The following is a 13429-nucleotide window of genomic DNA, read 5'->3' as shown; positions in this document are numbered from 1 at the left end:
CTCGCTTGTTTTTAATATGACTTTTATATTATAAGCTAACGGTTGTAAGTGGCATTGCTGAATCGATTGCAAAATCTGGAGCAGATGGACGAACGCCTGCTTCCACCAAATTCACGCCAAGCATTGCCACCATTGCTCCATTATCTGTGCAAAGCTTCAATTCCGGCAAACGAACTTCGATTCCATGCTCTTTGCCTTGCTCTAAAAGATGCTCTCTCAGTTGCGAGTTTGCGGAGAATCCGCCACCAATCAGCAGCGTTTTAGAACCATACTGTTCGCAACCCATCATGGCTTTGCGCGAAAGAACATCTGCAACCGAGTTTGCTAAAGATGCGCAAACGTCGTCAATTGGTACTTCTAAGCCTTGTGCTTGGCGAGCTTCTACCCAACGCGCAACAGCTGTTTTTACTCCCGAAAAACTAAAGTCGTAAGGGTGCTCTTTGCCAGATTTGCCTTGCGTAAGTCCTTGTGGAACTTTCAACGTATTTGGATCTCCAAGGCGCCCATGCCTATCAATATGCGGACCTCCTGGGTAAGGGAATCCCAGCAATCTAGCTACTTTGTCAAAGCATTCGCCAGCAGCATCGTCTAATGTTGTTCCAACAACGTCTATGCTGCGCGCAATATCGTTCACGTGAAGAAGCGAAGTATGTCCGCCAGAAACAATTAAAGCAAGAACGTCTTTAGGCACATCGCCAAATTGCAATTGCGTTACAGCAATGTGGCCAATAACGTGATTTATTCCATAAATCGGCTTTTTTGCAGCACTTGCTAGTGCTTTAGCTCCAGATACGCCAACAGCTAAGCAACCCGCTAAGCCTGGACCTGCGCTCACTGCTATAGCGTCAATATCGCTTAAATCCATATTTGCATCTGCTAACGCTTTTGAAACCACTGGCACGAATGCTTCTGCGTGTGCGCGCGAGGCGATTTCTGGTATAACGCCACCGTAGCGCGCGTGTTCTTGCATTGAGGATGCTACAACGTTAGAAACTAATGTTCTTCCCTTAACGATTGCTGCTGCTGTTTCGTCGCAAGTTGATTCAATGCCTAAAACTATTGGCTCGCTTGTTTTATTCATTGTTTCGCTCATTGTTATCCTCACTTTTAGCGCTGTTACTGTTATAAGCTTCGCTAGATTCTTCTAAGTTTTCTAGGCCTTCTATGCCTTCTAAGTCTTCTATTTGCGCGCACATTGTATATGCGTCTATTCCTTCTGGCATGTAGTATCTTTTTCGCAATCCCATTTTTGTAAAACCGAATTTTTCATACAGTTTTAGCGCAGGATTGTTGTTTACTCTAACTTCCAAAAGCATTCGTTTTGCGCCTATTGATTTTGCATTTTCAATCATTGTCTTTAGAAGATTGCTTGCAATTCCTTGCTTTTGATATTCTTTTGCAACGCCTATTGTCATTATTTGCGCATCATCGCCATCAAACCAAAATCCTGCATACCCTGCTACCGTATTTGTGTTTAAATCAATATCTGCATAATATGCACGCATTGGCGCTTGCAATTCCTGCAAAATCATGTTCTTGTTCCAACAGCCTGGTCCAAACAAGTCTGCTTCGATTTTTGCAATTTGAGAAACTATTGCTTCGCATTTTGAATAATCAATTTTCTCTATAGCGCAGCTTTTACTATTTGATGCACAAGCTGGATATTTTGAGCAAGTTATGTCTACAATCATATGCGTACTTTACTTGAATCCTATTTTTCCGCCACTTTTGTAGCAGCCCCAGAACCCAAAACGTGCTTCAACGGATTTGGAACCGATACATCTGGCCTTCTTAAATAAAGCGGTTCAATAACATCTTTTTGACTTGCGCAAAGCTTAAATATTTCCAATCCTTTTACGCCTAAATCAAGAGCGCTCACTTCGGCAATTAAGCGTATGCTTTTGATTTTCTTCCAATCTTCAACATATTTTTTAGTGCCATGACCCGCAACACAAACACAGTAGTCGCAAATTTTATTTGATTCAAAATATTGGTTAACTCTTTCAACAATATTTGCAGGATAATCAATATCCATTTTTATTACTTCGCAACCACTATCGTCGTATAAACTCATATAAACTTGGCGTCTTCTAGCGTCATTAAGCGAAAGAACATATTTGCGTTCAGTATTGCAGGATTCATTATTTTCGACTATTAAATCTTTAGAAATAACGCCATTTTCAAGCGATTCTTCAAAAGCTCCAGAACGAATCATTAGGCTTTGCGCAATCAAACTGTTGCAACCTAAAATCTTAGCGTTATTTGCAAAAGCAATCGCCTTAGCTGCCACTAATCCAGCTCGTAAACCTGTAAAAGGAGCAGGGCCTACTCCAACTACGATTTCGTCTATTTGATTAAGCTCTAGACCAGCATTTTTTACTGCAGAATCAATGTTTACTTGCAGCTTTTCAACATGCGTACGCGAATCCGTTTCCACTATTGGCTTATAGCCTACAACTCCAACTGTTGAACCGTATGACGTATCTATAATCAGCGTATTGCTCATTTTTGTTCCTTAAATTAACCAACCAACTTAGCTTACTCTTAATCAAGAATTTTTAGTCGATCGCACCAATCTCCTCCAACTGGAACAAGTGTTACAACGCGATTCCCTTCGCTTGTTAGCTGGTTTGAATTAGAATCTTTGCCAGACTGTTCAATCGGCCTATCAATATGAACTTCAAGACGAACATCCGCAAGAACGCCCGCCATCTGCTCTCCCCACTCCATAAGCACAACAGTTCCATCACCTGGTTCTTCCAAAGCCTCATCTAATCCAAGCGATTCAAGCTCGTCTAGAAGCCTAGAAACCGTATCTTGGCCTGGAGCGTAATCTTTTCCACCAAGCCTGTATGCGTCTACGTGAATTAGATTTGCCGCTTTTCCGTTAGAAAACGTGCCTTTAAGTTCTCTTGCAATAGTAAAGGTTGGGGAAACAATCGGCTCTTTTATTCCTAGACCTTGCCCAAATCCTTTTGCAAACGTTGTTTTTCCAGCACCAAGAGGACCAGAAAGCAAAATAACGTCTGTTTCACGCACTATTTTTGCAATGGATTTTCCAAGCTCCTGCATGCACAAATCCGTTGGAATTACAAGCTTTTTGCTATTCTGATTTTCCAAAATCACACACTTTCGTCTTAATTTAATAACGTCCACGGCAAGCAATCATGCTAATACATTTTTCTAAAGCATAATCAGCGTTGCTTGCTCCACCTTTACACTGTTCGTCTGCCCATGCTAAACACTTAAAACACCTACGAATTCCATTTTCATTCCATCCACCTAAATCTCTCATAGCCATTTTTAGCGCCCAAGGGTTCACTTTTGCTTGAGGAGTGGAAATCTGACCGTTTTTAACTGCTATAGCTTTTGTAATTATGCGCATTTTTACAGCCAGTGCGCCAATTAATGCTATAGGATCAACGCCTTGCAAAATCGCAGTTCTTGCAGCAAGAATTGCTTGAGGCGCGTTTCCTTGTGCAGCTTTATCTGCCACAAAAAATCCAGTAACTTGAGGATCCGATGTTAAATATTGGTCAACTATTTTTAAAGTGATTGGATTATTGTCAAAATCAAAACACAGCTGAGAGCACAGTGCCGCCAACTGATCGGTCTTTCCACCTAAGACTTCTACAATACGCCCAGCTGCCATAGGCTCTATGCTGCGATTTTGTCTTTCAAAAAGACTTATAACAAAATTCAGCCTTGCATCGTCTTTTTTAAGATCTGGAACAGTTATTTTGTTTGCTCCAGCTTTTTCAAGCTTGGTAACTATTGATTTTCCTTTAACACCACCTTCGTGGCGGGCAATAACCCAGCAATCAGTGCCATTAGACTTGGAATTATTAGCACAAAAATCAACTAGCGCTTGCACAAAGTCTTCATCTGCCTGCTCAAGATTGCTAATAACAACAATCGTTCCGCTAGAGAACAAAGACGGGCCTGTAGCTGTTATAAAAGCGTATTTATCGGCAATCAAAGCATCTAAATTTACAACATCCGCATCTGGATACGCGCTTATTATGCGCGCTTTTAAATCGCGAGCGTTTAAATCATTTAAATACGCATCGCCGCCAACCACAATTGTAACTGGCGCAAAGTTTTTTAACGTTTGCATGCGTACCCCTTAATGCCAATGTTTTGTAACTTAACCAATCGAATTTACTATTAATAGGATTAATTTTAGCTTTTTAACACCTTATTAATTGTACAAACTATGCAAAACTTAAAACATTCCTAGATAAAAAATTAGACAAATTATTCAAAAAGCTTAACTGAATCGTCTATAAGATGCTTAAAACGATTTGACTTTGCTTGAGCATAAATCTTAAACGTGTTGTAAAACTCTTTATTTTTAAGATACTTATTTGCAAAAAGAATAGCGAAAAATATACTAAATTCAGCAATGCACGCCAACCAAGCACCTAATGGCCCCGCAATCCAAGGAAAAACGCCAATTTGCAAGTCTCCAAGGTTCCAAGCGCAAAATGCCATAATGTTTGTTCCAATCGAAGAAAAACTAGCAAAAAACAACGAAATCGAATAATTCCAACACGCAAAAACAAGAGACAAAAGTCCAAAAATCGTTGCAAAGTCAACAAAAGGAGTAACAATCAAATTAGTTAAAATAGATATAAAAGACACTTGAGGTTGCATTAATATTTGAACAGGAAGTGTAAAACATTGCGCACACAATGTAATACTTAATGCGCTCGCAATACAAGATGGCATGTATCTTAAAAAGATTCTTTTCAACGGCATTGCGCAAACGATTATTCCAAAAGTTGCACAAACCGAAAGAGCAAAAGCATAATCCCATGCGTATTTTGGGCAAACAAAAAGAACGCCTATAACAGTTAAACTCAATGCACTAGCAGACTGATATGCTCTAGAAAGGAAAAACGCAATTGAGCAAATAATGCCCATTATAAGCGCTCTCAAAACAGACGCCGACGGGTAAACAATAAGCGCCAAAGAAATATTTCCAACTGTTTCAAGAACAGCACATAGCCATTTTGGAGCAAGAAAATATAAGCAAACTTTACGAATCATTGCAGCAATAAGCAAAAAGTGGCCTCCAGATACTGCCATTAAATGCATTATTCCCGAAATCTTAAATCTTTGCTTCATTGTATTTGCGTACGTGCTGTCAATTTGACTACTTTTATTTTCGCTATCATCACTTAAACGCTCTTGACCTAAAAGTCCTACAGTAAGACCAGGAACTAGCATTTTACCTTGCTCGCTCAAATTGTTTGTAACATTGTAAAATTCTTTATAAAGATTGTTTAGAGCGCTTGTTAAAAACCCAGCTTTTTCAATCACTTTTAACGAATTGACTTTATTTTTGCTTGATTTATCTTCTTTACCAACTTTAGGGATTTGAATCTCTACAGCATTTGCGCCGAATTTAGAAATACCAATCCTCGCAAAACTGCTAATCGTATACCCATAATTTATTGCTTTGCAAACTGGATTAAAAGCGTAAAGTTTTGCATCTACAAAACTCGCATATTTTTGCACAGCATTGTTTTTATCTTTTGCCTCAACACTTTTAACCCTAACACTCGATACACAATCTCCTCTAAAAGAAGGAGACGTTCTTAAAGGAGATGTTATTTTCATAACCACTTTAACGTTTTTAAAATCGCCATTTTTAGCGCCATTTTTAGCGCCATTATTTACATTATAATTTTGCTCATTTTTAACGCCATTGCTTTTAATAACAGAAAAAACAGGATCCATCCCTTCTAAACATTGCGTAATTGAGCAAATAATAAAGGAAGCTAAAAACGCACATACAATCGCGTAAAAAGTTTGTTTATATTTGATTATTTTCAATCGTTCTAAACATTTAACTTTAAACATGCCATTAGCAAATACGCAGCAAAAACATATAAAAGCAAAAGCAAAAGTGGCAATTATTGTATGCACTAAAATATGATTTACTTCGCATACAAATCTTGCATATAAGCAGCCAAACCACACTGCAAAAGCAATTGGAACAAGTCTAAAATCCTTGTTACCAGTTTCACAATTCCAATAAAATTCTTCCATCTTAAACCTTAAAGAACAAAGTTATAAAACAAACCTATAAATAGGCGATTTTTAGCCAACACAAGTCATTGGTTTAATTTTTGCAAAGGTTTTAGGGCCAATCCCATTAACTTGCAACAAATCTTCAACGCGTTTAAAAACACGAACTTTTTTACGCATATCTAATATTCTTTGAGCCATTTTTGGCCCCACTCCTTTTATTTCTTGTAATTCTTCTATCCCAGCCGTGTTTATGTTTATGCAAGTTTTTTTATTTAAAGCATTATTAGCAAAATCTTTGTTCTCGCTGTTCGCTGCATAATCTTTGTTAGAATTAGCACTTTTAGAATCGCGCTTTTTATAATCATTGCTCTCATTATCTTTAATAATCGCATTAGAGCTATTTTTGCCATTCACACTGCTCTCTTTAAAATTCTTTCTAGAAGATTGAATTTTGGAGGATTTATTTTCGACTTTATCGTCGGTTTTGCTAACAGATTTGCTGCCAGTTTTGCTTGCGACTTTACTAGCGTTATAAGCATAAAACTTGCTATACGTTGCATATTGACCTATTAGCATTGTTAAACTACAAGCTAAGCAAACAACTAAAATCAGCATTATTGCAAGAATATGAACAGGTTTTATAGCCAGCCTTACGCTATTTTTTATTCTCGCTTCGTTTCGTTTATTAAAATCATTAAAATCTAGTGAAGATTTATTGGCATTAGTGGCAAGATTATTAAAATCCAACGCATTCTCTTCAACAGGTACGTTCTCTTTAACCAACGTATTCTCTTTAATTTCTTGGTTAATTTTATGACTCAATCCATCAATCGCCTCAAACCTGCTTAGAACGCTACGACTAGTTTTATGCATCTTTAATCACCCCCTTTTATTGTTTAAATAATCATTAATAAAAAAGATGCTTACCTCCACTATTAAATGAAGATAAGCATCTTTCAAGTAAAATTAACCAATGTGGTTAAAGGCTATTTTGCCTAGAAAACATTAGATTTCAGCTTTCGTCTGGCACAATAGACACAATCTTTGGAGCCTTAACAATCACCTTGCGCGGAGCTTTACCACCCAAGCGGTCAGCTACAGCTTCCAACGCGAGTTTTTCTAGCTCGCTAGCCTCAATATTTGGATCAACCTCAAGCTTTGCGCGAACTTTGCCCTTAATCTGCACAACAGCCGTAACAGTATCTGCGCCAACGTAGCGAGAATCTGCAACTGGCCAATCTGCATGAGCAATCGACTTAGTATGCCCAAGCTTGCTCCACATCTCTTCGCAAATATGCGGAGCAATAGGAGAAAGCATAAGAACCAGCGGCTCAACTGCAGCTCGAGGTACGTGTGGCAGAGAAGTCAAGTGGTTGTTTAACACAATCAGCTTAGCGATTGCAGTGTTTGGTCGCATTGCTTCCATCTCTACAGTCACTTCTGCAATTGTATTGTTAAGAAGCTTTAACGTCTTCTCGTCCAACGCATCTTCTGTTACTACACAAGCTCCAGTTTCCTCGTTAACAACGTTACGCCACAAGCGCTGCAAGAATCGCATGCCGCCAACAACATTACGCGTATTCCAAGGGCGAGATTCAGAAAGCGGACCCATGCTCATTTCGTACAGGCGGAATGTATCTGCACCGTAGTTTTCGTACATGTAGTCTGGAGTCACAATATTCTTTAGGCTCTTGCCCATCTTGCCAAACTCGCGATTAACAGGCTCGCCATGCCAAGTAAATGTTGGCTCACCAGCGCCGTTATTAGCGCCTTCTTCAACTTCGTCTGCTGGAACGTACTGTCCACGCTCGTCCGTGTACGCATAAGCCTGAATCATACCCTGGTTAAATAGGCGATGGAATGGCTCAGCAGAATCCACGTAACCCAAGTCATAAAGCGCTTTGTGCCAGAATCTAGAATAAAGCAAATGCAAAACTGCATGCTCTACACCACCAACATAAAGGTCAACACCGCCAGAAACATGCTCTTTACCTGGACGGTTAGTGCCCATCCAGTAGTCATATTCGTCGCTGTCAACCATGTGCTCAGCGTCGTTTGGATCCAAGTAGCGCATGTAGTACCAGCAAGATCCAGCCCAGTTTGGCATAGTGTTTGTATCTCGATAGTAGGTTTTTACGCCATCTCCAAGATCAAGCTGAACTTTAACCCAATCCTCATTTCTACTCAATGGCGCTTCTGGCTCGGAATTTGCGTCATCTGGAGAATAAGTCTTTGGCTGGTAGTCTGGAACATCTGGCAAAGCAATCGGAAGCTCGCTATCTGGAACTAAGTGAGCAACACCATCCTCATCGTAAACAATTGGGAAAGGCTCTCCCCAGTAGCGCTGCCTAGAAAACAGCCAGTCGCGAAGTCTGTAAGAAACTCTACCTTTGCCTACACCAGCTGCTTCAAGCCAAGTTGTAACTTTTTTAATAGCTTCATCTACGCGCAAACCGTTGATAGATAAGGCATCTCCACCCTTGTAAGTCTTTTCTACAGAAGAGTTAATAACAATTCCGTCATGCGAAACAAACGGAGCATTACCTTCGTAATCTGCCAACTTTTCGCCAGACTCAGCAAGTGGTTCAACCGTGTAGATTACAGGCAAACCAAACGCCTTAGCAAAATCATAATCGCGCTGGTCGCCGCCTGGAACTGCCATGATTGCGCCCGTGCCGTAATCCATAAGCACATAGTCTGCAGTAAACAGAGGAAGCTTCGCTCCAGTTACAGGGTTAATTGCATAAAGACCAGTAAACAAACCAGTTTTTGCTCCCGCGTCTTCTGTGCGATCTTTTGCAGTCTTTGCTCTAGCTTGAGCTTGATACTTAGCTAAGCCTTCTTTAAGACTTGCGTAGCCACCCTTCCAACTTTCTGGAACGTTAGAATCCCAAGTTTCTGGAACATGCTCAAGAATTGGGTGATCAACGGAAACAACCGCAAAAGTAGCGCCAAAAAGCGTATCTGGACGAGTTGTGTATACTTCCAAATCACGCGTTTTACCATCTGCACATGGCACATCAAAATGCACAGAAGCACCGTGAGATTCGCCAATCCAGTTTCGCTGCATAAGCTTAACTTTTTCTGGCCAATCAATAGTATTTAAATCTTCAACCAATCGGTGACCGTAAGCGGTGATTCGCATTGACCACTGACGAAGATTGCGCTGGAATACTGGGAAGTTTCCACGCTCAGACTTGCCTTCTGCAGTAACTTCCTCGTTTGCAAGCACAGTTCCCAATCCTGGGCACCAATTTACAGGAGACTTAGAAATATATGCAATACGGAAATCGTTTAATACATCCGCTTGCTCTACCTTGTTAAGATCTTCCCACTTTTTACCTGCAAAACCTGGGATTTCGCGTTTGCCGCTCTTAAACTCATCAACCAGCTCGCAGATTGGTCGAGCAGAACCTTTGCCGCCATCTTTACGCACAAAATCAGGGTTGTACCAAGCGTCGTAAAGCTTTGAGAAAATCCATTGTGTCCAACGAACGTAATTTGTATCAATAGTTGCAAAAGACCTACGATCATCAAAACTCAAGCCCATGCGATGCAACTGCCTACGCATATTTGCAATATTCGCCTCGGTAGTAATGCGTGGATGCTGGCCAGTTTGCACAGCGTACTGTTCTGCTGGAAGTCCAAAAGCGTCGTAGCCCATAGCATGCAGAACATTCTCGCCCTTCATGCGGTGATAACGGCTTACAACATCTGTTGCCAAATATCCAAGAGGATGCCCAACATGCAAACCTTTTCCAGAAGGATACGGGAACATGTCCATTGCAAAGAAAGAAGGGCGGCCATTCGCAAGCCTACCTTCTCCATCCTTTAAATTGCCCTTAACATTTGCCGCCCAGAACGTGCCTTGCTCATCCCAGGTTTTTTGCCAGCGCTGCTCAATATCTTGTGCGAGTTGCGCATCGTAACGAAAAGCTGGCGCAGCGATTGTAGCGTTGTTGTCAGCTGTTGAATATTGTTGATCGTTGTCTTCCATAAACAAGCACTATAGCGACTCATATCGTCAATTTGCAACACTTTTTACAACTTTTTTTATATATTTTAAAGATTTTCTGAAAGTTTTAATGCATAATTCACAAAATACTCTTATTTAGCGTTTTGCTTAAAAATGATTAGTAGAATTATTTTACGCATTCAACACAAGAATTGATTAAAAAATAACGATTTAAAGAGGTTGAGTTATGAAAGTATCAAAAAACACGCTTTTGCTAATTGCATGCCTTGTATGGGGATTCGCTGGATTCAATATTCTTCGCATTGGCATTATTGCATACTCAAACTTTTTATCTGCTATTAATTTTGTTTTATCATTAGTTGTTTTTGCAATATTTCAAGTGTTTATTTTTGGAAAACTCGTAAAAAAACATACCGCCAGAATTAACTCATACAAAGAAAACAAGCAATTTTTCCTTAAATTCTTTGACGTTAAATCCTTTATAATCATGGCTTTTATGATTACTTTTGGTATTACTATTCGCGCAACAAATCTTGCTCCAGAACGCTTTATTGCAGTGTTTTATACTGGATTAGGCTCCGCACTAGCATTAGCAGGATTACTTTTTGGATATCAGTTTGTTAAAAATATTTGCACAGTTAAAAATAAAAAATAAAAAAAATCAGACACAAAAATGATTATTGTGCAAAGTCTTAAGTAAAATAATGTGATTGGTATAAATACAAGCACAGAGGTTGCTATGAGTAATAACGTGTACAAAAAAAGCAGGTCATATGCGCCAGACCGCTTCTTTGAATGCGAGGGGCGTGGTCTTAATTGGCTTAGTGAAGCTTATACTTGCGGCGGGCCTAAAGTTGCTAAGGTCTTTGACTGGGGAAAAGACTATTTAAACATTGAGCGCATTGAAACTACAAGCCCTACTCCTCTAGCAGCGTTTGAATTTGGAGCATCTTTGGCTCATATGCACGATTTTGGCGCTAAATATTTTGGCGAACCACCAGCAGACTATGATGGAACATGCTATTTTGGCCCCCTAAGTGACCCAGTAAAAATGGATTGCGGCGATTGGAACAACGTTATTGACTATTTGGCAGAAGGCAGACTTTTGCCAATGGTAAACCTTGGTATTTCTAGGGGAAGCCTTACAAAAAGCGATTTAGATCTTACAAATAAAGTTATTGATGCTCTACCAAATTTACTTGGAAAAGCCGCTGAAGATAAACCAGCGCGCGTTCACGGAGACTTATGGAGCGGGAACGTACTTTGGACTAAAAGCGAAGATGGTGAACACACAGAAGCTGTTTTAATTGACCCTGCAGCTCACGGCGGTCACCGCGAGGAAGATTTATCAATGCTTCACCTATTTGGAATCAGCTATTTTAAGCAGATTCTAGACGGCTACCAGTCTGTTCATCCACTAAAATCTGGTTTTGAAAATCGCATGACAATTTGGCAACTCTACCCTATTGCTGGCCATTGTGTTTTCTTTGGTGGAGGCTACGTTAGCGAGTATAGAGACATGTGCTTAGATTTGCTTAATCGCTGAATTTGTATTAGATAATTTAACAAATACTTTTTAGTAAATACTTTTTAACAAATAAGCAAAAACAGAACTAAATTTACGAAAGGCTTTAACTATGATTCGCACGCATAAGCATATTTTGCGCAAAGTTATTGCTGCTCTGGCAGCAAGTACAATGCTTTTTGCAATTTGCGCATGCGGATCTAGCGTACAAAACGCGTCGCCTAGCGCAAAGTCTGAAGTAAATCACGGAAACGTTATAATTTTCACACCTTCCGATGGGCTAAATTTAAGTAGAAAAACGCCATTAAGTACATGGGATAATCTTGTTCCAGAAATAGTAAAATCGCTAAAAAAGCGAGGATTTTCTAGCAACGCAATCACAACCAAGTCTTCTAACAGCTTGTACAATCAAAGCCAAGATATTCAAGACTATGTTGTAAACACTATTACTTCACTAAACTCCAATAACTCTACTAAATCGCTCAAAAGTAAAAACGCAAAAACGAACGTTAAAAACCTTCAAAATAGCGTAAAAAAACAACTTTCAAAAACAACGATTGTTGTTGCACCTTGGAGCAATAAAAACGGACATAATAATTATGGCGATTATGTAACACAGCCAGATTCAAACACCAATCAATCGAACGATGATTTAAAGAATCAAGAAGAAGCAGAAAATAGGCTTTCAAACGCTTTAGAACTTGCCAAAAAAGCTGGAATGCACGTTATTATGCTTTCTAGATTAAGCAATGGATTTAAGCCAGATATTCTATTTAACCTTTCTTCGGCTCAAAGAATCGGAGAGATTCAAGCCCACACTCTTGTACAAAAATTGGCTCTAAATCAAGCATCTAAAGATAATCCAAAAAATGTAGAAGTGCTTTTGCCTTGCCATAATCAAAAGCAAAATGTTCATTTTCACATTGGAATAAATAAACGAGGAATAAATTCAGAAGATTCTTCGTACAAAACTCCAGATTTTGATGACGAATTTTCCAGACTTGCCTTCGAAGGAATCTGGAAGGTTTTAAAACCATATTATGAATCTGGACTAATGTTTTCTCCTTCTGGAAAGCTTAACAAAAATTCCACCGAAAACGATTGGAAAAACGTTGCTATAGATGCGGATAATTCTGATTCTGTTAAAGCAGAACTTGAATTTAGACTTATTGAAAAAAATAGCAATCAAGCAACTTCAACAAAACACGTAGATGGCATTATTGCTCTAGAAGATCAAGTTGTTATGCAAGCAGAAAATGCTTTAGAAGAGCTTGGTTACAAAGGAAGTTCTGCAGATATTAATCCTTCGTTTACCCTTCCAGACATTATTGGAAACTTTATTGGAAAGCGTAATTTAAGCAAAAAGAAAGTTCCAGCTCCTTCTAATTCAAAAAATAACAATTCTTCAAACCAAAAAACAGGCAAAAGCGGTAAAAATAATAAAAACAATAAAGATAATCAAGATAGCAACAAAGATAACAGCCAGAATAGTCAAAGCGAATCTGCAAACTCTGTTGTAAACGATTCAAAATGGCCAATTATTACTGGTTACGGAGCATATAAAGATGCCTTGCCTAATCTTGTAAACGGAAAACAATGGATGACTTCTATAGAAAACATTCAAAAGATTTCTGTAGATGTTGCAGAACAATGCAATTCGTTAAACACTTCTGGAAAGATTACACAGCTAGAAGATGTAACCATTTTTGTAAACAATAATGGGCCTCAAAAAGACGTGCCAGTGGCAACTGAAACTATTCTTGCAGTTAGTGCAACAAATCTTAAGGCGCTTTTAATAGACCCAGGCTACGTTACTCTTGCAGACGCAGGGCTTTAATCGCCTTAGGCTAGCACATTACTTTTGCACCTTAATCTAACGCCTTACAGCT

The 13429-nt window shown here is 39.3% G+C and carries 11 protein-coding genes; 3 read left to right on the top strand and 8 right to left on the bottom strand.

What is annotated here, in order from left to right; translation table 11 throughout:
- Nucleotides 1-28: 28 nt before the first annotated feature.
- The 8 genes from tsaD to leuS all read right to left on the bottom strand — a co-directional run bounded on the left by tsaD (nucleotide 29) and on the right by leuS (nucleotide 10036).
- Complete coding sequence (tsaD, locus tag ACZ0NX_RS00515) at nucleotides 29-1093, bottom strand: tRNA (adenosine(37)-N6)-threonylcarbamoyltransferase complex transferase subunit TsaD (RefSeq protein ID WP_464404912.1); 1065 nt, start codon at nucleotides 1091-1093, stop codon at nucleotides 29-31.
- Nucleotides 1074-1691, bottom strand: a complete 618-nt coding sequence (rimI, locus tag ACZ0NX_RS00510; protein ID WP_464404911.1) for a ribosomal protein S18-alanine N-acetyltransferase — start codon at nucleotides 1689-1691, stop codon at nucleotides 1074-1076. The genes tsaD and rimI overlap by 20 nt, the downstream gene beginning before the upstream one ends.
- Before the next feature lie 20 nt (nucleotides 1692-1711).
- Nucleotides 1712-2506 carry a tRNA (adenosine(37)-N6)-threonylcarbamoyltransferase complex dimerization subunit type 1 TsaB gene (gene tsaB / locus ACZ0NX_RS00505; protein ID WP_464404909.1) on the bottom strand — a complete coding sequence of 265 codons (795 nt, stop codon included), beginning with the start codon at nucleotides 2504-2506 and terminating at the stop codon, nucleotides 1712-1714.
- A 38-nt stretch (nucleotides 2507-2544) separates the two neighbouring features.
- On the bottom strand, nucleotides 2545-3072 hold the full coding sequence (gene tsaE, locus ACZ0NX_RS00500; protein ID WP_060786795.1) for a tRNA (adenosine(37)-N6)-threonylcarbamoyltransferase complex ATPase subunit type 1 TsaE: 528 nt from the start codon (nucleotides 3070-3072) through the stop codon (nucleotides 2545-2547).
- A 70-nt stretch (nucleotides 3073-3142) separates the two neighbouring features.
- The gene (gene holA, locus ACZ0NX_RS00495) at nucleotides 3143-4117 is read right to left on the bottom strand and encodes a DNA polymerase III subunit delta (RefSeq protein WP_060786636.1); all 975 of its coding nucleotides are present in this window, start codon (nucleotides 4115-4117) and stop codon (nucleotides 3143-3145) included.
- A gap of 140 nt (nucleotides 4118-4257) precedes the next feature.
- Nucleotides 4258-5745, bottom strand: coding sequence for a ComEC/Rec2 family competence protein (locus ACZ0NX_RS00490; RefSeq protein WP_464404907.1), 1488 nt, complete (start codon nucleotides 5743-5745; stop codon nucleotides 4258-4260).
- A 363-nt stretch (nucleotides 5746-6108) separates the two neighbouring features.
- Nucleotides 6109-6912, bottom strand: coding sequence for a ComEA family DNA-binding protein (locus ACZ0NX_RS00485; RefSeq protein ID WP_464404905.1), 804 nt, complete (start codon nucleotides 6910-6912; stop codon nucleotides 6109-6111).
- Between the two features lie 139 nt (nucleotides 6913-7051).
- Nucleotides 7052-10036, bottom strand: coding sequence for a leucine--tRNA ligase (leuS, locus tag ACZ0NX_RS00480; RefSeq protein WP_464404904.1), 2985 nt, complete (start codon nucleotides 10034-10036; stop codon nucleotides 7052-7054).
- Between the two features lie 205 nt (nucleotides 10037-10241).
- Here leuS and ACZ0NX_RS00475 point away from each other — a divergent pair, with 205 nt between their 5' ends.
- The 3 genes from ACZ0NX_RS00475 (at nucleotide 10242) to ACZ0NX_RS00465 (ending at nucleotide 13377) form a co-directional block, all read left to right on the top strand.
- Nucleotides 10242-10670, top strand: coding sequence for a hypothetical protein (locus ACZ0NX_RS00475; RefSeq protein WP_464404902.1), 429 nt, complete (start codon nucleotides 10242-10244; stop codon nucleotides 10668-10670).
- Nucleotides 10671-10754: 84 nt separating this feature from the next.
- Entirely contained in the window at nucleotides 10755-11561 is an 807-nt protein-coding gene (locus ACZ0NX_RS00470) for a fructosamine kinase family protein (protein WP_060786794.1), read from the top strand.
- A gap of 91 nt (nucleotides 11562-11652) precedes the next feature.
- Nucleotides 11653-13377 carry a substrate-binding domain-containing protein gene (locus ACZ0NX_RS00465; protein ID WP_464404900.1) on the top strand — a complete coding sequence of 575 codons (1725 nt, stop codon included), beginning with the start codon at nucleotides 11653-11655 and terminating at the stop codon, nucleotides 13375-13377.
- Nucleotides 13378-13429 lie beyond the last annotated feature (52 nt).

The organism is Gardnerella rara, assembly GCF_055452355.1.
The sequence above is the reverse complement of the archived record's forward strand: the minus strand, read 5'-3'. Positions and strand labels throughout refer to the sequence as shown.